The 21355-nt window shown below is 58.1% G+C and carries 19 protein-coding genes and 1 pseudogene; 15 read left to right on the plus strand and 5 right to left on the minus strand.

What is annotated here, in order from left to right; genetic code table 11:
- The first annotated feature begins 74 nt into the window (after window positions 1-74).
- Window positions 75-893 carry an alpha/beta fold hydrolase gene (locus PI739_RS15845; protein ID WP_248672318.1) on the plus strand — a complete coding sequence of 273 codons (819 nt, stop codon included), beginning with the start codon at window positions 75-77 and terminating at the stop codon, window positions 891-893.
- Window positions 894-941: 48 nt separating this feature from the next.
- On the opposite strand, the gene PI739_RS15850 is transcribed toward PI739_RS15845, so the two are convergent.
- A complete protein-coding gene (locus PI739_RS15850; RefSeq protein ID WP_248672319.1) occupies window positions 942-1790 on the minus strand; it encodes an ureidoglycolate lyase in 849 nt (282 codons plus the stop codon).
- A gap of 320 nt (window positions 1791-2110) precedes the next feature.
- Between PI739_RS15850 and PI739_RS15855 the strand changes: the two genes are divergently transcribed.
- The 6 genes from PI739_RS15855 (at window position 2111) to PI739_RS15880 (ending at window position 7555) form a co-directional block, all read left to right on the plus strand.
- Window positions 2111-2929, plus strand: coding sequence for an energy transducer TonB (locus PI739_RS15855; RefSeq protein WP_103735768.1), 819 nt, complete (start codon window positions 2111-2113; stop codon window positions 2927-2929).
- 10 nt (window positions 2930-2939) lie between these two features.
- Window positions 2940-3632: a MotA/TolQ/ExbB proton channel family protein gene (locus PI739_RS15860; RefSeq protein ID WP_003431782.1), complete on the plus strand. Its 693-nt coding sequence runs from the start codon at window positions 2940-2942 to the stop codon at window positions 3630-3632.
- Window position 3633: 1 nt separating this feature from the next.
- A complete protein-coding gene (locus PI739_RS15865; RefSeq protein ID WP_054081927.1) occupies window positions 3634-4038 on the plus strand; it encodes an ExbD/TolR family protein in 405 nt (134 codons plus the stop codon).
- A gap of 72 nt (window positions 4039-4110) precedes the next feature.
- Window positions 4111-6417 (plus strand): TonB-dependent receptor, encoded by a 2307-nt coding sequence (locus PI739_RS15870; RefSeq protein WP_271352022.1) that lies wholly within the window; start codon window positions 4111-4113, stop codon window positions 6415-6417.
- Window positions 6418-6681: 264 nt separating this feature from the next.
- Window positions 6682-6921: a hypothetical protein gene (locus tag PI739_RS15875; protein ID WP_003317071.1), complete on the plus strand. Its 240-nt coding sequence runs from the start codon at window positions 6682-6684 to the stop codon at window positions 6919-6921.
- An 82-nt stretch (window positions 6922-7003) separates the two neighbouring features.
- Window positions 7004-7555, plus strand: a complete 552-nt coding sequence (locus PI739_RS15880; RefSeq protein ID WP_271352023.1) for a hypothetical protein — start codon at window positions 7004-7006, stop codon at window positions 7553-7555.
- 42 nt (window positions 7556-7597) lie between these two features.
- On the opposite strand, the gene PI739_RS15885 is transcribed toward PI739_RS15880, so the two are convergent.
- The 3 genes from PI739_RS15885 to PI739_RS15895 all read right to left on the minus strand — a co-directional run bounded on the left by PI739_RS15885 (window position 7598) and on the right by PI739_RS15895 (window position 12447).
- Complete coding sequence (locus PI739_RS15885) at window positions 7598-8233, minus strand: hypothetical protein (RefSeq protein ID WP_003368973.1); 636 nt, start codon at window positions 8231-8233, stop codon at window positions 7598-7600.
- Window positions 8234-8675: 442 nt separating this feature from the next.
- Window positions 8676-11594 carry a putative bifunctional diguanylate cyclase/phosphodiesterase gene (locus PI739_RS15890; RefSeq protein ID WP_003431789.1) on the minus strand — a complete coding sequence of 973 codons (2919 nt, stop codon included), beginning with the start codon at window positions 11592-11594 and terminating at the stop codon, window positions 8676-8678.
- Between the two features lie 31 nt (window positions 11595-11625).
- Window positions 11626-12447, minus strand: coding sequence for a phosphate/phosphite/phosphonate ABC transporter substrate-binding protein (locus tag PI739_RS15895; RefSeq protein ID WP_161437890.1), 822 nt, complete (start codon window positions 12445-12447; stop codon window positions 11626-11628).
- 195 nt (window positions 12448-12642) lie between these two features.
- On the opposite strand from PI739_RS15895, the pseudogene PI739_RS15900 reads away from it, so the two are divergent.
- Window positions 12643-13085: pseudogene (locus tag PI739_RS15900) on the plus strand (serine hydrolase); the annotation flags it as partial.
- Between the two features lie 48 nt (window positions 13086-13133).
- On the opposite strand, the gene PI739_RS15905 reads toward PI739_RS15900, so the two are convergent.
- Entirely contained in the window at window positions 13134-14264 is a 1131-nt protein-coding gene (locus PI739_RS15905) for an ROK family transcriptional regulator (protein WP_058397052.1), read from the minus strand.
- 165 nt (window positions 14265-14429) lie between these two features.
- On the opposite strand from PI739_RS15905, the gene PI739_RS15910 reads away from it, so the two are divergent.
- The 7 genes from PI739_RS15910 to PI739_RS15940 are packed head-to-tail and all read left to right on the plus strand — an operon-like array spanning window position 14430 to window position 21249.
- A complete protein-coding gene (locus PI739_RS15910; protein ID WP_129485486.1) occupies window positions 14430-15746 on the plus strand; it encodes an extracellular solute-binding protein in 1317 nt (438 codons plus the stop codon).
- The gene (locus tag PI739_RS15915) at window positions 15743-16636 is read left to right on the plus strand and encodes a carbohydrate ABC transporter permease (protein WP_024663216.1); all 894 of its coding nucleotides are present in this window, start codon (window positions 15743-15745) and stop codon (window positions 16634-16636) included. The genes PI739_RS15910 and PI739_RS15915 overlap by 4 nt, the downstream gene beginning before the upstream one ends.
- Window positions 16633-17526: an ABC transporter permease subunit gene (locus PI739_RS15920; protein ID WP_058416282.1), complete on the plus strand. Its 894-nt coding sequence runs from the start codon at window positions 16633-16635 to the stop codon at window positions 17524-17526. The genes PI739_RS15915 and PI739_RS15920 overlap by 4 nt, the downstream gene beginning before the upstream one ends.
- Window positions 17523-18629: an ABC transporter ATP-binding protein gene (locus tag PI739_RS15925; RefSeq protein WP_003431800.1), complete on the plus strand. Its 1107-nt coding sequence runs from the start codon at window positions 17523-17525 to the stop codon at window positions 18627-18629. Before PI739_RS15920 ends, PI739_RS15925 begins: the two co-directional genes overlap by 4 nt.
- Before the next feature lie 6 nt (window positions 18630-18635).
- Entirely contained in the window at window positions 18636-19397 is a 762-nt protein-coding gene (locus PI739_RS15930; protein WP_003368990.1) for a glycerophosphoryl diester phosphodiesterase, read from the plus strand.
- Entirely contained in the window at window positions 19394-20137 is a 744-nt protein-coding gene (locus PI739_RS15935; protein ID WP_003431801.1) for an inositol monophosphatase family protein, read from the plus strand. Before PI739_RS15930 ends, PI739_RS15935 begins: the two co-directional genes overlap by 4 nt.
- The gene (locus tag PI739_RS15940) at window positions 20137-21249 is read left to right on the plus strand and encodes an endo-1,4-beta-xylanase (protein WP_271352025.1); all 1113 of its coding nucleotides are present in this window, start codon (window positions 20137-20139) and stop codon (window positions 21247-21249) included. The genes PI739_RS15935 and PI739_RS15940 overlap by 1 nt, the downstream gene beginning before the upstream one ends.
- Window positions 21250-21355: the final 106 nt, after the last annotated feature.

The raw sequence follows: 21355 nt of genomic DNA on the forward strand, positions 1-21355 counted from the left end.
GTGCACCCGCCTGCGCACCAAAGCGCTCGCCCGATAACCCCGACATCGAGAACCTGACATCGAGAGGAATCTGCATGAGCACGTTCAACACCAAAGATGGCACCGAGATCTATTACAAGGATTGGGGCACGGGCAAACCGGTCCTGTTCAGCCACGGCTGGCCGCTGGATGCGGACATGTGGGAATACCAGATGGAATACCTGAGCAGCCGGGGCTATCGCACCATCGCCTTCGACCGCCGCGGGTTCGGTCGTTCCAGTCAGCCGTGGACCGGCTATGACTATGACACCTTCGCTGACGACATCGCCGAGCTGATCGAACACCTCGATCTGCGCGACGTGACACTGGTGGGTTTCTCCATGGGCGGCGGTGACGTCACGCGCTATATCGCCAAACATGGCAGTAAGCGGGTGGCCAAACTGGCGTTGCTGGGCTCGGTCACACCGTTCTTCCTCAAGACCGCTGACAACCCGGAAGGCGTCGACCAGTCCGTATTCGATAGCATCATGGCAGGCCTGCTCAAGGACCGCGCCCAGTTCATCAGCGACTTCGCCAGCACGTTCTATGGCATAAACCACGGCCAGAAAGTCTCCGAAGGCGTACAGACGCAAACGCTGAACATCGCCCTGCTCGCCTCCCTCAAGGGCACGCTGGATTGCGTGACAGCGTTCTCCGCAACCGACTTCCGCCCGGACATGGCAAAAATCGATGTGCCGACCCTGGTGATTCATGGTGACGATGATCAGGTGGTGCCGTTCGAAGCCTCGGGCAAACGGGCTGCTGCGATGATCAAGGGTGCCGAACTTAAGGTGTATTCAGGAGCACCGCACGGGTTTGCAGTGACCCATGCAGAGACGCTTAACAAAGACCTGCTGACGTTTTTGCAGGGCTGACAGTTTGCGTGACAGGGAGCCGATTGCCAGCTCCCTGCTGGCAGCGGGTCAGTCGGCCGGAACGGTCAACTGATTCTGCTCGCCCAGCCCCGTGATCCCCAGACGCATGCGTTGCCCTGCACGCAGGAAGACAGGTTGTGGCTTCACGCCCAGTCCCACACCCGGCGGTGTCCCCGTCGAGATGACATCACCTGGTTGCAGGCTCATGCAACGGCTCAGGTAGGCGATCAGCTGCGGCACACTGAAAATCAACGTGCGCGTATTGCCATTCTGATAACGATGGCCATCCACTTCCAGCCACAGGTCGAGCGAGTGAGGATCGGCAATCTCGTCGCGAGTCACCAGCCACGGACCTAAAGGGCCGAAGGTATCGAAGCCTTTGCCCTTGTCCCAGGTCCCGCCGCGCTCAAGCTGCCATTCGCGCTCGGACACATCATTGATCACGCAATACCCGGCTACATGCTCCATGGCATCGGCTTCGTCGATGTAACGTCCGCCCTTGCCGATGATCACGCCCAGCTCGACCTCCCAGTCGGTCTTGAGCGAACCACGGGGGATCTGGACATCATCGTTGGGACCGCAAATAGCACTGGTCCACTTGTTGAAGATGATCGGTTCCTTCGGCACGTCCATCTGCGACTCTGCCGCGTGGTCAGCGTAGTTCAAGCCTATGCAGATGAATTTGCCGACCTGCCCGACACACGCCCCGATACGTGGTTGGCCCGAAACCAGCGGCAGGCTGGCAGGATCGATTGCCGCCAGGCTCGCCAGACTGGCCGGGCTCAGTGCCTCGCCCGCGATATCCCTGATGTGCGCAGACAGGTCGCGGACCTGGTTGTTGGCATCCAGCAGCCCGGGTTTCTCCAAGCCTTTTTCACCGTAACGTAGCAATTTCATCGAGTTCTCCCGTTTCTGTCCAAGGTGTGAACCGCGGATCAAGAGGGTGACGCCCTGTTGCCCAGCCTGCGCGGCAATACGTTTTCGTGTCAGTACGAACCTGGCAAGTCTGGACAGATAGCATTGCAGCAAATGCCTTGCCTAATGAAATTTACGAACAATTGCGCGACAAGCCGGGTTCACTTTCAACAGCAGAAAACCACGATCACACGGCGGCGGTCATAATTAATACACACAACGAGTATTAATATCAGCTCCAGTTGAAACGAGCCTCTCGCCAACACGACGGGCTTGTATTCTTTCACGGGTGAGCTGAATTCATGTCAACGCTGATACTGTCCCGCCGCTTACCGCCGCGTCAGCTACGCCACTGGCCCCATCAGCCTGTGGGTAACTGCAACGTTGCCCCTTCGTCGCTTGTCGTCCAGCAGCACAGCCACAACGCACCACGCACATGGCCGCACGCCGCATTGGCGATTGCACTGGCGATCGGGTTGCATGCCGCGTTGGCAGCGTGGCTGATGGCCGATCACCCGCAAGCGCCCGAGCCGACCCCGCCGATGCCGATCACCGTGCAGTGGGTACCGCCGCCCGTTGCGCCGCCGGTTGCACAACCGACGCCGCCCGAGCCAACCCCTCAGCCAGCACCGGAGCCGCCTGCGCCTGCGCCAGCCCCCACGCCAGCGCCTCCTGAGCCCAAACCTGCCGAGCTACCCAAGCCCAAGGCGCAGCCCAGAACCGCACCAAGCAAACCTGTCGCCAAACCTGCTGCGCCGGCGCCTTCCATCGCGGCGCCCACACCGACGCCTGCTGCAGCGCCAGCGCCAAGACCTGCGCCAGCGGCACCACAGACCACCACCGCGCCCATAGGCCGCGCCGGTTACCTGAACAATCCGCCACCGGTCTACCCGCCCGCCGCCGCACGCCGCCATCAGGAAGGCACGACGATGCTGCGTGTGCATGTGCTGCCCAACGGACGTACCGACCAGGTGCAGGTGCTGCAAAGCAGCGGCGTCCCGGCGCTGGACGACGCCGCGCAGGCAGCCGTCCGGCAATGGACCTTTATTCCCGCCAAACGCGGCGACACCCCGGTAGAAGGCTGGGTCAACGTCCCCATGGCTTTCAAACTCGCACCCTGAGGCTCACGTCATGAACACTGCTTACTCCGTACTCATTACCCAATCCTCAATGGCCCTGCTGGTGATTTTCTCGCTGGTGACCTGGGCGCTGCTGCTCGGCAAGACCTTTCAGCACTGGCGACTGACCCGGCAGAACCGACGCTACGCCACGCAGTTCTGGGCCGCCCGCGACCTCAAAAATGCGCTGCACCTGCCAAACAGTGAAGGCAGCCTGGCGCGCCTGACCGATGCCGGCGCGCAGGCCCTCGCCGCGCCCCACGACTCGCCGGACCTGGGCCACAGCTGGAACCGCCAGGACTTGCTCGAGCGCAGCCTGCGCCAACAGATCCACAAGGAACGTCGTCGCTTGGAGAGCGGCATGATCCTGCTGGCATCGATCGGCAGCACCGCGCCCTTCATCGGCCTGTTTGGTACGGTGTTCGGGATCATTCATGCACTCACTGCGATCAGCCAGGCCAGGTCGGCGAGCATTGCGGTGGTCGCCGGGCCCATTGGCGAAGCGCTGGTAGCGACCGGCGTCGGCATCGCCGTCGCGGTGCCTGCGGTGCTGGCCTACAACTTCTTCGGGCGGCGTCTGAAGCTGGTGATCGCGGACCTTGAGGAGTTCGCCGTGGATTTCCTCAACCTCTCGCAACGCAACGCCTTCCGGCTGCAACCCGACCATCGCGACAAGACGGCCCCGAGCCTGAAAGGAGTGAGCTGACATGTCCTTCTCCACGTCCAATGATGACGATGCAATCAGCGACATCAACATCACGCCGTTGGTGGATGTGATGCTGGTGCTGCTGGTGACCTTCATCGTCACCGCACCGCTGCTCAATAACGCCATACCGCTGGACCTGCCGCAGACCGTCACCACCACCTCACTGGATCAGGCCGACCCGGTGGTGCTGAGTGTCGACGCCACTGGCGGCGTGTTCATCGACAGCGAAGCTGTAGCGCTGGAGCAACTTCCGGAGGCGCTGCAAGCCCTGCACAGCAAAAACCCGGACGTCGCCGTCAGCCTGCGCGCCGATCAGGCGACGGGTTACGGCCGCGTGGCGCAGGTACTGGCCGATGTGCAGAAGGCCGGCATCAGTCGCCTGTCGGTGATTACCGAAAGCCCCTGAAACAAAAACCTGTCGTTAACCATATGACCCGCCGCAAGCGCGGCACCCTGACGCCCCCAGGAAAATCTTTCCATGAACAATCGATCGATACCGCGTGCCCCTCGATTCCCGGTAACGCGCCTAGCGCTGCTGGTTTCATTGAACTCACTGTGCCTGATCAGCCCGTTCATTCAGGCCGATGACGAGGTGCCCACCTCGGTAACGGCGCCCGCCAGCGACGACACCGCCGCCATGACGCTGGGCACGGTGTCAGTGATCGGTCAGGGCGAGACTCGCCAGGTGCAGCGCGTGACGCAAAAGGATGTGAAGGCTTACTCGGCAGGCACCAGCCCGATGAAGGTTCTGCAACGCCTGCCTGGGGTCAACTTTCAGTCTGGTGACCCGCTGGGCCGTGAGGAAGGCAGCCAGCGCATCAGCCTGCGCGGCTTCGATATGCACCACCTGGGCTACACGCTGGACGGCGTCACCCTCGGCAACATGAGCTTCGGCAACTTCAATGGCCTGAGCATCACCCGCGCGATCATCGCTGAAAACATCGCCTCCAGCGAAGTGGCACCCGGCATCGGCTCACTGGGCACGGCATCGAACAGCGATCTGGGCGGCACCATCCAGTTCACCAGTTCCAATCCCGATAAAGAGTTCGGCGCGCGCCTGTCGCAAACCTTGGGCAGCTACGACACCTCGCGCACTGTCATGCGGGTCGATACTGGCGAATACAACGGACTTTCAGCGTACGTGTCAGGCGAAAAGTACGATGCCGACGCCTGGAAAGGCCACAGCAACCCGCAAAAGTCCGACGCAGTGAACGCCAAGGTCAACTACAACTTCGGCGACAACCGGGTCAGTTTCTTCCACAGCACCTCGTCACATGACGAAGCCAACCTGCCGAACCTGTCGAAGAGCATCATCCAGCGTCTGGGCTACAACTGGAGCTACTACACGCCGGACTGGACCCGCGCGGTCAATGCGGCCAACGGCATTTATACCGGCGGGGTAACCAGCGCAAACGATGCGACCTACAACGCCAGCAGCCTGCGCGACGACGAACTGGACATCCTCAACGGCAATTTCTCGCTGACCGATGATCTGGTCCTGGACGCGACCGTCTATCACCACCATGACTCGGGTCGGGGCAACTCGTATTACCCGTTCGTCTACACCAGCGGCTCGACGGCAGTGCCGAGCAATTCGATTCGCAGCACAAAATACGGCATCGATCGAACCGGCTTCCAGAGCTCGCTGACCTACTATCTCGGCCAGCATGAAATTCAGGGCGGGTTCTGGATTCAGTCCAACAAGAACGACATTTCGCGTTACCTGTTCGATACCACCAATGCGACGCCGCAGAACCACATCGTCAAAACCGATGGCCTGCCCCTGGCGGCCACCGTTCTGGATCAGAGTTACAACGACCTGACCCGGCAGTTCTACCTGCGCGACACCTACACCCTGCTCGATGACCGCCTCAAACTTGAGTTCGGCGCGAAAAATACTGTGACGACCTCAACAGCCGAAGGCAAAGGCGGCGGTTACGCCAGTGGCTCGCTGCAAGCGCGGGACAGGTTTCTGCCGCAAATAGGCGCAACCTACAAACTCGACGAGGACGACGAAGTCTTCACTTCTTACTCGGAAAACATGGCTGCGTTCCCGAGTGGCGGGTACAGCCCGTTCTTCACGACGCAGAGCGCCGTCGATGCGCAGAACGGCTTCAAGGACCTGAAGCCGGAAACCTCGAAAACCGTCGAATTGGGCGTGCGCCGCAGCACCAAACTGTATTCGGCCTCGGCGGCGATCTACAACACCAAATTCGATAACCGTCTGGTCGCCATCACCAACTGCACCGGCATCGTCATCTGCCAGAACGGTGTCGCCAACGTCGGTTCGGTCACCAGTCGAGGCCTGGAACTGTCGTTCGGCCTGACGCCCAATGAAAACTGGCGCTGGTCCAACTCCATGTCCTATAACCACAGCACTTACGACGATGACTACGCCAGCGGCGGCAACACCGTTCATGTCAAAGGCAAGACCGTCGTCGATACACCGAAACTGATGTACTCGAGCAACCTGGACTGGAATTGGGAACACTGGAACGCCGGCTTGCAAGGCAGTTACATCAGCAAGCGCTATTACACCTACACCAATGACTCCAGTGTCAGCGGCTACTGGCTGGCAAACGCCAACCTCGGCTATGACTTCGGCAAACTCGGCGCCCTCAAGGACACCACGCTGTCGCTGAACATGGTCAACCTGTTCGACAAACGCTACATCTCCACCCTCAACACCGACGCCAGCGCAGCCACCGACCCGGCGGGCAACCTGCAGATCCTTCAAGTGGGCACACCGCGCAGCGCGTTTGTAACACTGGGCGTGAAGCTCTGATCGTTACTGACTGAGGACGGGCGAAGGATCGCCCCATCCGCCACTTGCATTGAGTGACGCTGCGCGGTGTGCTCCTGGAGACAGGATCCTGCGGGAACGGGCCTGCTCCTGAAGACAGGCATCTGTGGGAGCGAGCTTGCTCGGGAAAGCAATCTGCCAATCGCTGCATAATACGTGTCGCTTGCCAGCCCCACGACGACGAACAGCTCACTGTGCTGCATACTCCCCCGCATCTATAGCGCCTGACTTCCATCTGGACACACCATGACACCCAACGCAGAACTCTATAACCCCTCCACCGAATATGCCGACAAACTGATCTCGCGCATCGGCCAAACCCCTTCATGGATCGCCAAGCGCATCGGTGTGACCGACAAACGCATTCGCTACATCCTCGATGGGGAGCGGACCGTCAAGGGCGAGACCACGCCGATTCAGATGACCTATACCGAGCAGTTTGCGCTGGAGTGCCTTGTGGCAGAGGCTATAGCGCTGAGGATGTAAGGCCAGCAGGCTATCAAGCATTGCCCTTGAATCTGAGGTTCCTGATAATCACGCCCCCAAATAACTCAGGCAAGGAAATGCAGTGAAAGGAAATCTACTGTTGGTTGCGGTGCTTGCACTGTTGATACAAGGCTGTGGCGTGACCATGACGCGTTACGAGCCCAGCTTCGATAACGTCCAGAAGCTCAAGCAAACGCCTCCCCTTTTACCGATCCGTCAGACTCAGGTCAGCGCTGCGGCAGGTCAGGATTCACTGCAAGTGCGCGGCAATCCTGTCACATCCCCTAGCGGCAGCATCACGCAACACATCCAGGATGCCCTGACGGGTGAACTGGACCGCGCAGGTCTCATCGACCCGCAATCGCCACGCCAGCTAAATGTGCTGGTTACGCAGAATGAACTGACCGCTGGAATGAGTACAGGCACCGGCACAATCGCCGCGCACTTCACCCTGATCAACGGCGCGAAAGTTGAATATGACGCTACCAAGCAGGTCAGCAGCCAATGGAACAGCAGTTTTTTGGGGGCCGTCGCTATCCCCAATGCGGCAAACGCCTACAACCCGTTGGTGCGTGATTTGCTCAAGGCTTTATACAGCGACCCACTGTTTACCCAAGCGCTGAATCACAAATAAAAAAGAGCCCAAATGGGCTCTTTTTTTCGGGCGGTCAGTTCATTACGCCTGCGGAACAGTAACCTTCAGCATTGAGTACTTCAGACTCTGGCTCTCCACCAACTGCTTGAGCAGTGAATTGACCTGGCGCGTAAACGTATCGTTAACAGCCTTCTGCGGTGTATTGGCCATCATCGGCACAAACCAGATACCTATCCAGGTGTTGATTGCATCATGGTTACCGACTGTTCTCAGCACCTTACCCTGGGAATCCTGCGCATCCAGGCTCATGCTGTACTGATCGGTGGCCATCGACGGAATAATAGTCAGAGTCAGACCACTGATAAACGCCATCACCAATTGGCCACCGCTTGGCGGATGGTTATACACCTTGAGGTGCAGGCTGTAGTCGCCTGGCTGTTTCTTGAACTCATCAAGGGTCACTCGGCCAAACAACCCAGAGTCAGTCAGCGCTTTTTGCAGTTGGGGCTTGAGTGCATCCCGAGCTTGCGGTACTTCTACTGCGCCGGTGGTTCCGGGTGTGCCCTGGTAGAAATCGAACGCAACGAACACGTTGGGTTTATTCGTGTAGCTGGCCATGGAAGGCATGGTGACTGGCGCTACTTCGTCCTTGGTAAAACTGGCGCAGCCGCTCAATACCAGCATTGCCGCAAGGCCCAGTGTCTTCAAGCGTTTCATTTACGATTTTCCTTAGTCAATAACAGAACGTCTGTCCGAATCCATTCAAGAATTGCGGCCTTACCACTGCCTCATACGACAGAGATAGAAGCCACTATTGTGCCATCAACTAAAACTTCGTCAATAATCTTAAGGCTGGCGCAGACCTCCAGGCGAATGATCTGAGAAACCCTTGGCTACAGCCGCAAAGGATTTCATGCTCTGGGTCGTCTCACGATACTTCGTTACAACCGTTCGCCGATGATTGCAATTGGAAGCGGGTTGACCCAACACTCAGCATGCTGTTGGATACGCTTTACGACGGAGGCTTCATTCGAATAGAGGATTCTCACGCGACCCACATCGTGCAGATCCCCCCTGAAGCTGTCGGCTAACAGCTAAAAGTGGGCGCTGCGTACAGCGGCGCGCCATGACCGCTCTCGCAGACGCTATCACTACTACGCTACGCCACACCGCTTTCAGAAAACCCTATATCCAGACTGCGTGACGATTTGATCATCGCTGCACACTCATCACTGATGACAGGCTTACTGAAAAGATAACCCTGCATTTGATCGCAGCCATACGCCACGAGCAGCTCTAGCTGGTCGACTGTTTCAACGCCTTCTGCAATGACCTTAAGACCCAATTCGTGCGCCAGTACGATTACTGCCCTGGTGATCGCGGCGTCCTCATGATTGCTGGTGATATCCTTTATGAACGCCCTGTCGATTTTGAGGGCATCAAGAGGAAACCGCTTCAGGTAGGCCAAACTGGAATAGCCCGTTCCGAAATCATCGACGGAGAGGCTTATACCATACGATTTTATATCTCGAAGTATCTCAACCGCCGACTCGGGATCGATCATCAGCATCGACTCGGTCAGTTCGAACTCTAAAAGAGCGGGGTTGATACCGTATGCTTCAACGACATGCTTGACGGTCTCAGCCAGGCCTTTGACTTGAAGCTGCCTGACGGACAGATTGATGGCGATCGGTACCAGCCTTATGTTGTTCTCTTCCCAGCTTTTTAGGGTTTCACAGACTTTCCGTATAACCCAAACGCCGACAGGAATGATCAGGCCAGTGTCCTCAAGAATAGGGATAAAATCGGCCGGAGAAATCATACCTTGCTCCGGGTGATTCCAGCGCAATAAAGCCTCCAGACCACTTATCCTGCCATCGGCGAGGCTGACCTTTGGCTGAAAATGCAGAATAAACTCATCGCGATCAAGCGCACCCCGCAATAGCGTTTCCGTTTGCAAGCGTCTGGTTAAACTTTCGTTCATTCTGGCGTTGTAAAACTTGAAATTGTTACGGCCACTTTTTTTCGCATGGTACATGGCGGTGTCCGCATTCTTCAAGATAACGCCAGTGTCACGCCCGTCAAACGGATAATTAGCGATGCCTACACTCGCTGAAACGAATATATCCTGACCGCCAAGGTTGAACGGTTTGCCCAGCGCATCAACAACGTGGGTCGCCAGCGATTTTATGAGGCTCTCGGAATAGACGTTGTGTGTGACGACAATCGAAAATTCATCGCCTCCCAGCCGCGCAACCACACTGTTCTCATCCATGCAGCCTTTCAAGCGTCGACCCGCCTGGATAAGCAATTGATCGCCTACTGAATGCCCCATGGTGTCATTGACGGCCTTGAACCTGTCCAAATCTATGAATATGACGCTTACTGCATCTGGCGCTGACGTTGTCCGACTGATTATCTCGCGCAGATAATTGCTGAGAAACCAGCGATTAGGCAGATGGGTAAGCGAATCATTTTCGGCCAGGTAGGTGAGCTTTCTCTTTGCGTCATACCTTTCAAGCGCGGCTGCCAAAAGGTTGGCAAGTGTTTGAAGGTAGCTGACATCTTCACGCGTAAAGGTGTAATCCCTGCTGGCATACACACCAAGAACGCCCTTGAAGACCTCCCTGCAAGAGATATCAACCTCCAGGCCACTTCTAATATTGCAAACGTCCACTGTTTCACCAGGAAGCAGCGCGTACCTGCTATCTGGCGCATCAGCATTAATGAAAAACCCGACAGAAGCAGCAGTCCCGCTCGAAAAATCATTGTGATAACCACTGCGGATCTCAACGTCGGTGAAGCCAACCTCCGCGCTGAGGATGACCTCATGATTCACTCGATCAATGACCCGTAAAGCGGCCTTGCTCAAGTTCAATCCTTGCGCCGCAGTCAGTGTTGCCCGTTCACCCAGAACACTGACGTTTTCCTCGGTCAACGCCTGCTGGCCAAACAAGGCGATAAGGTTTTGCCTTCTGGAGTTATCCAGAATCGCCACCTCAAACTCTTTTCGATCGGTGATATCGATATCGATGCAGATATATTTTTCAACGCCGCCCAGGTCATCGAGAATAGGTATGATAGTGCGTCGATGCCATGCAACCTTGCCGCTGCGACCTGAGAGCCTGACCTCACCGTTCCACACCTCATTTTCCGGTGCCCATTGCCACGGTTCAGTGGTTGAAGACATGCCGGTCCAGACCTCATCGATCGTCAACTCTAAAAGCTCGGCTCGCGAGTGCTGTGAGCTTGTTACGAATCGTTCGTTAACGTAGGTGATACGTCCGGAGGCCGACACTTCGCAAACGATGGACACCTCATCCAGGGCATTTTTATGCTGCACCAAGGTATTCATCAACGATTCGATACGCAGACCAAAGTGATTGCGCATACTTGCGGCAGTGCGGTTTACCGCTTTTATAGCCTCCTGTATTTCCATGGGAGCATCAGCGACCAACATCGCTTCTGCTGCCACTGCACCTGAAGCAATTTCCGCCTCATAAGAGTGAAGTTTGCCCAGGTGAGCAAGCGAACGCTTGATCATGAACCCCATCAACATCAAACTTATCAGCAGAAAAAATACCGCAAACAATGTAGCCTGGATCACAAGACTATAGAGTTCGGCAGCAATTCTCTCGGCATTAAAAGACAAACGCATCACGCCATAATCTTTTCCGCCAATAGTGATCGGGCGATTGACATCGAATAATCTTGCAGCGACTTCAGACTCTATCCACGCAGGCGCTCTTCCAACCGGCGCACTGGCTGCCTCAAGGCGAATCACGCCACCCGACAGGTCAATAAACATGGCCGATTTGAACGGCGAGCGAGCCAGGGTTTTTTCGAGGGTTCTTTTGATGGTGTCGTAATCGCCGATGACGACACTTTCCTCAACCGCTTGCGCCGCAACCTCAATGAGCATGTTAGCGGTGTCTTGGATCTCTTCAATATGCTGAAGCAGCTGGTTTTTATAAAACAGTCCCAGCCCTGTCGTCAAAAAAGTCAGTATCAGAATGGATAACATCGCCAGTATTCGCGACGTCAGTGATTTGGGCAGCAGGCTTTTAAAGAAATTCATTAACAGCCTCTCCAGCTAACGTTGAAATTATTTACTTAAGGTTTGCTGGCAAACTGTTATAAAAATCACGATAGGACGCATAATCCGCTTCCGTCGCAGGAATGAAGGTAATCGGTGCGGGTGCATGGACCAGCTCGGTCGCCTCACGAAGAACCCTGCTACCGTCGGGATCGTTTTGCATATTAAAAAATGCGTTGGCGACCGCATCACGTTCTTTTTTAGAAACCCGAGGGGATGCCATGAGGGCCAAATCATTGAACGAGGCTGAACTCCACAGTACGCGGAACGACTTCCCTTCTCTCTCCGTGTAGCCGCTTACCAGCTGTGAATTGGCTCCCATCGCTTGAGCCTTACCACTGAGGAGTTGGCTGAAAGCACCGTCCATGTTCCCTGCAAACACAGTAGACGTGTTGATCCCTTTCTTGACCAATTCCGAGCTTGTGACTTTATAAGCAATGAACGCTTCCGGTCCCGGGTACACGACTTCCTTGCCCTCCAGCTCCGAAAGGCTATGAATTGGCGAGTCGTCAGGCACCACGATTTGCCCCTCAAGCGCAGGCGCGTCACGGCGACCAAACACCTTCCAGCCCATCTTGTCGCGTTCCGGGCTAAACAGATGATTGGTAAAAGCGAAATCAACTTCTTGGGCGAGCACATAACTCGTTGTATCAGAGGACGTTCGCCCTAACTTCAGCGTAAGATTCACGCCGCTTTTTTCGGACACATACTTTATGATTGGATTCCAAAAGCTGGCTGAAAGATTAAGATTGTACTGATTGACGGGCGAAAAGTTGTACACTTTAAGCTCTTCAGAAATCGCCACATTCGACAAGGCAAACGACAGGGCGATCATTATAGCTTTGCAGCTCAGGCGTAACTTCACTTGTCAACTCCGACTGTACAATAACGGCTTATTCAACGATGATTAGAGCCAACTTAATTTCAGCAATATCGTATAATCGGCCGAGCTTCTTGAATCTTAAGCACCGATTGCATGAATAAATGTTAATGGCCAGCCAACACACCTGCCTGCCCCCGCCGCAGAGAGCTCATTGAACGACTGACCGATCTGACGTTTGATGATGCAGTGATTCCACGTGCTCTTGCCCCTTTGGGTATCTCGAACGTTCGCTTTGCTAAAGCGCAAGCCGACTTACAAACGATCCCTCTGGGAAGTACCTCGAATGATGACCCCGCCTGGGTTTACCACGGCTTGTTGATCGGTCCGATTTCGCAAGCAGCGTTATTTCTGGATCGACTTCTCTGCGCAGAAATCCTGTGCGCGGGCTTGCTTGAGGAAATGCAGACCGCACGAACATTATGCGGCCCGATTCCAGAACGCCCATGGATCACGCCGTTCTATGGCATCGGCTTGCTGCGCTGCTTTTGATGCGGACGCCACTGAAGGTGCCGTTGAAGCCATCGTCGTTGAGCAACTGATGCAAGCTCTAAGACAGAAGGGCTGAGGGCGTCAAAATGCTTTTGGCGTAGATGTCATCATGCGTTGAATGCCCGCTTCGACTCGATACTGACGACAGATCAAACAAAAAACCGCTCTTTCAACGGCACCAACGCCGCCCCCAGAGCCGCCGCATCGCCATTCGTCTCGCTCAGCAATAACTGCGGCCGAGGCGGTGGGGAGTTGTAGCGATGGGTGCCCCAGAAAGTCGTCGCGGCGATCAGGCGTTTTCCCAATTCGGGCGGTAATTGCCCGCCAAACACCACGGCCTGCGGATCGAACAACCCGGCCAGTGCGTTGACCAGACGATCCAGGGTGGGCTTGACGCGTGTCAGCCAGGTATCCACACCGGGCCAGTCGAGGTCGAAGCGCAAGCGCAGGTCTTCGATCGAGTCGACCTGCACGCCGCTCTGATGCAGGTCTTCGAGCAGGTAACGCAAAGCCGGACGGTTTATCGATTCTTCGTCGTTGTAGAGGGTGATCTCGCCTGCGTTGCCGTGGCTGCCGAAGTACGGCTTGCCGTTAATCACGACGCCCGCGCCGAAGCCGAAGTTGAACGACAGGTAGACGAAGTTGCTGGCCCAGGCGCCCACGCCGACCAGGCTTTCGCCGATGGCTGCGGTGGTGGCGTTGTTTTCCAGCCAGACCGGCATGCCGAATCGTTCTTCCAGCACCGGTTGCAGGTCCATCAATGACCAGTCGCGCAGCGGTTCAGGCGCATTGATCTGGCGGTTCTCGAGAAAAAAGCCGGCAATCGCGAAGCCCATGCCGACGACCCGTTGCACTTCGATGCCGTTGCGCTGAAGCATGCGCTCGATGGTCTTTTCCAGCGAATCCAGGGTGCTGTTGCGGCTTAACGGCGGCGTGCGCAGGGTGACCTGTTCCAGCACATTGCAGCCCAAATCGGCGACGCAGACCACTGCCGAGTCGGTGTTGATCGATACGCCGATGGCATACACCGCTTCGTTGATCAGTTCGATCCGCGGGCTGGGTTGGCCGCGACCGTTTTTGACGCGCTCACCGCTGCGCAGCAGACCACGGCTGATCAGTTCTTCGATAAGCCGGTGCACCGACTGTTGAGCCAGGTCCATCTCGGTCGAAACCGTGGCACGGGTGATCGCGCCTCGACGACGAAGGATGTCCAGCAGCTTGCGTTCATTGAGGCTCAACGGTTGATGCGAATCAAGTGGCGTGTCGAGGTCGAGAGGCATGGAATCTTCAAATCATAGGAGGATTAAAACAGTCGGCGCGTGAAGCAGTGTATCGCCCACCATCCATTGCACACTTCAATCATGAAAATTTAATAAAAGTCGCGCAGGTCACAAATACTACACACAACCTGTATTAAATGGCATTGAGTTCTTGTGAGTGTTCTCATGCCTTCCATCCGTAAGATGTTTTCTGTGCTGGCCATGCTGTCGCTCGCTGCACACACCTTCGCCGCACCGGCCGAGTTCTGGTACAGCCACAGTGGCGCGGCCGGGAGTGCCATCGCGGACTTGTGCAGAAGCTTCAATGCGCAACGCGAGGAAGAAGATCGTCTGCACTGCATTCGCCAGGGCAGCTATGAGCAGACGCTGCAGAAAACCGTCGCCGCTTACCGGGCGGGCATAGGCCCGGCACTGGTGGAGATTTACGACGTCGCCACGCCTGACATGCTCTTGGGCGGTGCCACCCGACCTGTCGAGGCGATCATGGCCGATCATCACAGGGCCTATCCCGACGACACTTTTCTGCCAGCGTTGCGGCGCTACTACGCCGACGATCACGGCACGCTCGCGGCGCAGCCTTTTGCGGCGTCCACAGCCGTGCTCTACACGCACAGAAATGCGCTGGCCGCTGCCGGGATCAATGCGCCACCCGCCACGTGGGAAGCTTTTGCGGATGCCTTGCGAGCCCTTAAGAAAAGCGGCCAGAAATGCCCGGTCGTCAGCGCGTTTGCGCCCTGGATCTGGCTGGAGCAGACCAGCGCAGCGCAAGGCACCGCCGTTGCTGTTCGCTCCGCAGGCAGTGACCGTTATCAATTCGACGAAGGCTCCCATCTGCGTCTCATGAAAGACCTCGCGCAATGGGCCCGTGAAGGTCTGGTGGTCCATGAGGATGCAACCCGCAGCGGACAGCAGGCACTGGCGTTTGCCACCGACGACTGCGCCATGCTGATCGACTCCACCGGGGCGTGGAATGTTGTGCACAGCACGCCCGAATCCGATATTCAGGTCACGGCACTGCCGATTTACGCGGGTACCCAGCGACGCGCCAATGTCCCCGGAGGCTCCTCGCTGTGGGTGATGCGCGGGCATTCCGTGAGGGATTACCGACTGGTCTCGGAATTTCTGGCATTCGTGCTGCAACCGGACAATCAGCTGATGTTCAGCGCACGGACGGGCTACCTGCCTGTTACTCAGGCTGCCGCCGCACGCTTGCAATCCGCAGCCAGCGAGCCATCGGCAATGACGGTCGGACTGGCAGCGCTGACCGATATCGACGGTCAGCCCTCCGCGCCTTTGCGCTGCGGTTTTATCACGCTGATGCGCCTGATCTGGTCGCAGGAAATGGAGAACGCGCTCGCGGGTCGCCAGAGCATCGATCTGGCCCTGCGCCAGACGACGCTGCGGGCCAACCAGCTGCTGGGGCTGTTTCAACAGATGCATCAGGCCCAGGCCAGCAACGACTCAAACGAGGCAACGCCATGAAACCGCGTGCGCATTTCCCACAGCCACGTCTGGCGTTACTGTTCGCCCTGCCGCAACTGCTGGCGCTCGGCCTGTTCTTCTATTGGCCTGCGATCCAGGCCATCTGGTGGTCGTTTCATCTGGTGCCACCTTTCGGCGGTAATGAAATCTTCGTTGGCCTGAGCAACTACTGGCGTGTGCTGAAAGACCCCGGCGTGCTGACGTCGCTGGGCTCGACGCTGGTGTTCAGCTTATCGAGCGTCGTGCTTTCGATCCTCATCGCGCTGGTGCTTGCGCTATGCCTGGAACTGAAACTGCGCGGCAACGCCGTGTTTCGCAACCTGCTGATCTGGCCCTACGCGGTATCGGGCGCAACCATCGGTATCGTCTTTCATGTGCTGGCCAATCCGGTGATGGGTATTTTCGCCTGGCTCAACGCGATTGCACCCGGCACCTGGGCGCCCTACTCCAGCCCGATACAGAGCATGCTCTTGCTGATCGTGGCGTATGCCTGGTGCCTGGTGCCGTTCAACTTCGTGATGCTGGTCGCCAGTCTGAAATCGGTGCCCGACGACTACCTCGCCGCTGCAGCACTGGATGGCGCAGGTCCGTTGCGGCGCATGCTCGACATACAACTGCCCCTGATCGCGCCCTATCTGTTGTTCGTGTTTGTCATCGACCTGCTGGAAAGCCTGTCGAACAGTTTCGGCCTGGTCGACACCCTCACCCAAGGCGGACCTGGCGACACCACCAATGTGCTGGCCTACAAGATTTACACCGACGGGTTCATGGGGTTGGACCTGGCAGGCTCATCGACCCTGTCAGTGCTCATGCTGCTCGCGGTGGTGGCGCTGAGCGTCGCTCAATTCAAACTCCTGTCGCGCTTCCAGCGCCGCGGGGTGAAAGCATGATCGAGCATAACCGGCTGTTCAACGCAGGTGCTTACCTGCTGCTGACTCTGGGGCTGGTGTTCGCGCTGGGCCCGCTGTACATCGCGGTCTGCTCGGCGACCGTCAGCAACCCACAACTGTTCGCCCACGGTCTGGCGGTGATTCCCGGCGACCAACTGCTGGAGAATCTGCAGCAGGTCACCCGGCGTCTCGATCTGCTGCGCCTGCTGGGCAACAGCCTGCTGGTCGCCACACTGGTGGTGATCGGCAAGCTGACGCTCTCGGCGCTGACAGCCTTTGCCGTGGTGTACTTCCGCAGCCGCTACAGTTCGGTGATTTTCTTCGCCGTGCTGGGGGCGCTATTGCTGCCGCTGGAAGTACGGATCATCCCCACGTATGCAGTGGCCAGCGATCTGTTCGGCCCCGTGCGCAGCCTGTTGCACTGGCTGGGCATTCAGTGGCTGCCGCTGCCGACCATCAATTTGCTCGACAGCTACCCCGGCCTCGCCCTGCCGCTGATTGCCTCGGCGACCGGCACCTTCCTGTTCCGACAGTTCTACCAGACGCTGCCTGCTGAGCTGGTCGAAGCCGCACGGATGGACGGTGCCGGGCCCTGGCGCTTCTTCATCGACATCCTGCTGCCATTGTCGAAGACCAACTTTGCAGCGCTCGGCACGCTGGTGTTCATCGGCGCCTGGAAGGATTACCTGTGGCCGCTGGTCGCAACCAATCGCGAGGACATGCGCACGCTGGTGCTGGGCGTCGCCAGTTTCCTGCCGACCGATGCAACTCAGGTCCCCGAGTGGAACCTGCTGATGGCCGCTGCTGTGGTCAGCATGCTGCCGCCCATCCTCGTCATTGCGCTCATGCAGCGATGGTTTGTCAAAGGCCTGATTGGAGTCGGTAAATGAACGCGCTCACCCCTATTACCTGCGCGCCGGATATTGTCCTCAAAGGCCTGCACAAAACCTATGGCACAGACCCCATCCTTCACGGGCTCGACCTGGTTTTCAAGGCGGGCGAGCTCAACGTGATCCTTGGCCCGTCCGGGTGTGGCAAGTCCACGCTGCTGCGCATGGTGGCAGGGCTGGAGGAGGTCAGCCAAGGGCAGATTCTCATGGGCGGCCGCGACGTTACGCGCCTGCCGCCCAAGGAACGCGGCTGCGCCATGGTGTTTCAGAACTACGCGCTCTACCCGCACATGAGCGTGGCCGACAACATCGGCTACGCGCTCAAGCTGGCGCGGGTTACACGCAAGGAACGCGAGCAGCGCATCCGCGAGTGCGCCGCCTCACTGGGCCTGGAGGAACTGCTGCAACGCAAGCCTGGAGAACTTTCCGGCGGCCAGCGCCAGCGCGTCGCCATCGGTCGGGCGTTGATCCGCAAACCGCCGGTGCTGCTGTTCGATGAGCCGCTGTGCAATCTGGACAGCGCGCTGCGTCATGAAATGCGTCTGTTGATTCGCAGCCTGCACCGGCAGACCGGCGCGACGATCCTGTATGTCACCCACGATCAGACCGAAGCCATGACCCTCGCCGAGCGCGTGGTGATTCTCGACAAGGGCCGTGTCGAGCAGATCGGCACGCCCGCCGAGATTTACGATCAACCCGCCAGCACATTCGTTGCCAGCTTCATCGGCACGCCGCCCATGAACCTGCTGCCGGTGCATTGCCTCGACGACAGGATTTTGCTCCTCGCCGATGGGCAGCGTTTGCCCATCAAGCTCGGCATTGCCAGCAACCGGACCGGCAAATGGCTGATGGGCCTGCGCCCCGAGACCTTCATGCTCGACCAGGAAGGCGTCACTGCCACAGTCGAGTCATCGGAGAATCTGGGTAGCCACACGCTGCTGTATTGCCAACTGGCTGGAACGCGCTGCGTTGTCAGCCTCGCCGGACGGCAACATCAGATACCCGGCACCCAGGTTCGACTCGCGATCAATTCCACGCCCTTGCTGTTCGATATCGAGACCGGCCAGCGCCAGCTCGTGACCTTCTCCCACACCACCAAGTGACCCGCCATGCTCAAACCTGCTCCCCTCGTCCGCTCGTCCCTGATTGCCCATCGCGGTGCCAAGGCTTACGTGCCGGAAAACACTCTGCTGGCCCTGGAAAAAGCTGCCGAATGCGGCGCCGAGTGGGTCGAGATCGACGTGAAGCTGACCCGTGATGGCCAGCCGGTCGTGATTCATGACGACTTGCTGGACCGCACCACCAACGGCCGTGGCGCCGTCGTGCTGCATGAGCTGCAAGCTATCCGCATGCTGGACGCGGGCAGTTGGTTCGCGCCTGAATTCGCCGGCCTGCAGGTGCCGACCTTCGAAGAGATCGTGGCCTGTGCGCTGCGCCTCAACCTGGGCTTGCAGGTCGAACTCAAGCCGACCATTGGCGACGATGTCGAGACGGCGGAAGTGGTAATGCCGATCCTCAAAAATCTGTGGCCCGCCGACAACGATCGGTTGTTCGTCTCCAGCTTTTCGGTACGTTCGCTAACGGCCGCGCGACGCTTGTGGAACGATGTACCGCTGGCTATCGCCTCCGTGGTGGCGCCTGCCGACCCGGTCGCGCTGTTGGCCGAATATGACTGCCGAATACTTCACGTACTTGACGATATGCTCGATGACCATCACCTTGTTCGCCTGAAAAGCAGCGGCGTCGAATTCGCCGTGGCTACCATCAACAGCCCGAAACGTGCGCACTACCTGCTGGAACATGGCGCACAGTCGATTCTCAGTGATTACCCGGACCTGTTGAACCTGCCGAACGGAGGCTGTCTGCAATGAACAACCGACTCAGCGTCGCCATGCAAGCTGTAGAAAAGGCCACTGGCCTGGCCATGGCGTATTTTAACGACCGCCACACCCTCGACATCACCACCAAAAGTGCGCAAGACCTCGTCTCCCGCGCCGACTTTGAAGTGGAACAACTGCTGCGTGCAGAACTGAGCAAACACTTCCCCGACGATACAATCCTGGGCGAAGAAATGGGCGGCGAATTCATCACCGACGGCTGGGTCATCGACCCCATTGACGGCACCGGCAATTACCTGCGCGGCACCCCATTGTGGGGAATCGCGGTGGCGTACATGTCGGCAGGCGAGCCCGAAATCGGCGTCGTCGCCTACCCGGCACTGGGCTACACCCTGGCAGCCCGCACGGGTGATGGCTTGCTGCGCAACGGCGTCCCTTTTGTCCGCCCTCAACCACCCGAGCACCTGCGCATCGCCGGCGTCGGTGAAAACACCCGCTGGGACGCCGAAGAGATGGGCAAACTGCACCTGAGCCTGCGCCGACAGGGCTGGGGCCTCGCCGGTTATCGCTGCGCCACCATCGGCCTGGCGTTCGCCGCTTTGGGGCAGACAGACGGCTACATGGAGAAATTCACCAGCCTGTGGGACATCGCAGCAGGCGCAGTGATCTGCCGGGAAGCCGGGTTGTTGTGCACGATTGAGGGCGAGCAGAAACAAGGCTCGATGACGGTAATGGTAGGCCGTGAGGAGTTGATGGAGATTTTTGGTGCGTAATGCGCCGGGCTAGTCGACGCAGTTTTCTGACTGCGTTTGTCCGCCTGCTGGCATGCCTGCCCTTCGTCAACAGCAGGCTGCTGGCGGCAGAACCCTTTCCCGCATTGCGCCAGCCTGCAGCCGAGAAAGGTATCCGGTTCGGCTTTGCGGTTGATCCGGCAAAGCTGAATGACGATGCGGCCTATCGGCAGCTGGTCGCCCGTCAGGCCAGCATCGTTGTGCCAGAAAACGCCTTGAAGTGGCAGACCGTCCACCCCGAACCAGACCGTTACAACTTCGCGCCCGCCGACGCAATCGCGGCGTTTGCGAAAGCGCATGACCAGCGTATGCGCGGGCACACCTTCTGCTGGCATCGCTCCTTACCCGACTGGGTTCACCACACCGTCACCCCGATGAACGCCGAAGCAGTGCTGACGGCGCACATCAGTACCGTCGCCAGCCATTATCGCGGCCTTATCAGCGCATGGGACGTCGTCAACGAAGCCATCCAGCTGGAGGACGGCCAGCCTGACGGGCTGCGCAATTCATTCTGGTATCAGATGCTCGGGCCTCGCTATCTGGCCATAGCCTTCAAGGCTGCGCACAAGGCCGACCCGGACGCCCTGCTCTGCTACAACGATTACGGCCTGGAAAAGGATACCCATTACGGCGAAAGCAAACGCACTGCCGTGCTCGCCCTGCTGCGCGGGCTCAAGCAGCGGGGCATTCCCATACACGGCCTTGGCATTCAGTCCCACCTGCGTACAGGCGACACATTTGGTCCGGGCCTGTCTCGCTTTATTCTGGCAGTGCGTGATATGGGGTTGTCGATCCATATCACGGAACTCGACGTCGACGACAGCCACTTGACGGGGTCCATCGCAGAGCGCGATGGATCAGTTGCAGCGACTTACAAGCGGTATCTCGACGAGGTGCTTGCCACGCGCTCGGTATCTACCGTTATTACGTGGGGTGTTTGGGACAGCCCGCATGTTGCAGGCGCCACGGCCAGCAACGGGCCGTTGGCACAACGGGCATTGGCGTTTGGCCCAGGAGGTGAGGTGAAGCCAGCGAGCTGGGTGATCGCGCATGGTTTCGAAAACGCACAAACACAGAAGGGTGCGCGGTTTTAGGCGTACAGCAGCCTTCATGGTAGCAGTACCGCCAGAGCGGTTCAGCGCTTTCTGACGCCTGAAAACGACGAAGCCCCCGATAAAAGGGGGCTCCGGCTCTGGACCT

Source organism: Pseudomonas cerasi (assembly GCF_027983475.1).
Lineage (GTDB): Bacteria > Pseudomonadota > Gammaproteobacteria > Pseudomonadales > Pseudomonadaceae > Aquipseudomonas > Aquipseudomonas cerasi.

What these genes read in the sequence shown, in the direction of transcription:
- PI739_RS15850 (WP_248672319.1), bottom strand. Translation starts at nt 1,790, where the DNA reads ATGAAATTGCTACGTTACGGTGAAAAAGGCTTGGAGAAACCCGGGCTG.
- PI739_RS15930 (WP_003368990.1), top strand. Translation starts at nt 18,636, where the DNA reads ATGCTCAAACCTGCTCCCCTCGTCCGCTCGTCCCTGATTGCCCATCGC.
- PI739_RS15855 (WP_103735768.1), top strand. Translation starts at nt 2,111, where the DNA reads ATGTCAACGCTGATACTGTCCCGCCGCTTACCGCCGCGTCAGCTACGC.
- PI739_RS15910 (WP_129485486.1), top strand. Translation starts at nt 14,430, where the DNA reads ATGCCTTCCATCCGTAAGATGTTTTCTGTGCTGGCCATGCTGTCGCTC.
- PI739_RS15870 (WP_271352022.1), top strand. Translation starts at nt 4,111, where the DNA reads ATGAACAATCGATCGATACCGCGTGCCCCTCGATTCCCGGTAACGCGC.
- PI739_RS15885 (WP_003368973.1), bottom strand. Translation starts at nt 8,233, where the DNA reads ATGAAACGCTTGAAGACACTGGGCCTTGCGGCAATGCTGGTATTGAGC.
- PI739_RS15875 (WP_003317071.1), top strand. Translation starts at nt 6,682, where the DNA reads ATGACACCCAACGCAGAACTCTATAACCCCTCCACCGAATATGCCGAC.
- PI739_RS15920 (WP_058416282.1), top strand. Translation starts at nt 16,633, where the DNA reads ATGATCGAGCATAACCGGCTGTTCAACGCAGGTGCTTACCTGCTGCTG.
- PI739_RS15905 (WP_058397052.1), bottom strand. Translation starts at nt 14,264, where the DNA reads ATGCCTCTCGACCTCGACACGCCACTTGATTCGCATCAACCGTTGAGC.
- PI739_RS15895 (WP_161437890.1), bottom strand. Translation starts at nt 12,447, where the DNA reads ATGATCGCCCTGTCGTTTGCCTTGTCGAATGTGGCGATTTCTGAAGAG.
- PI739_RS15940 (WP_271352025.1), top strand. Translation starts at nt 20,137, where the DNA reads ATGCGCCGGGCTAGTCGACGCAGTTTTCTGACTGCGTTTGTCCGCCTG.
- PI739_RS15915 (WP_024663216.1), top strand. Translation starts at nt 15,743, where the DNA reads ATGAAACCGCGTGCGCATTTCCCACAGCCACGTCTGGCGTTACTGTTC.
- PI739_RS15890 (WP_003431789.1), bottom strand. Translation starts at nt 11,594, where the DNA reads ATGAATTTCTTTAAAAGCCTGCTGCCCAAATCACTGACGTCGCGAATA.
- PI739_RS15935 (WP_003431801.1), top strand. Translation starts at nt 19,394, where the DNA reads ATGAACAACCGACTCAGCGTCGCCATGCAAGCTGTAGAAAAGGCCACT.
- PI739_RS15925 (WP_003431800.1), top strand. Translation starts at nt 17,523, where the DNA reads ATGAACGCGCTCACCCCTATTACCTGCGCGCCGGATATTGTCCTCAAA.
- PI739_RS15860 (WP_003431782.1), top strand. Translation starts at nt 2,940, where the DNA reads ATGAACACTGCTTACTCCGTACTCATTACCCAATCCTCAATGGCCCTG.
- PI739_RS15845 (WP_248672318.1), top strand. Translation starts at nt 75, where the DNA reads ATGAGCACGTTCAACACCAAAGATGGCACCGAGATCTATTACAAGGAT.
- PI739_RS15865 (WP_054081927.1), top strand. Translation starts at nt 3,634, where the DNA reads ATGTCCTTCTCCACGTCCAATGATGACGATGCAATCAGCGACATCAAC.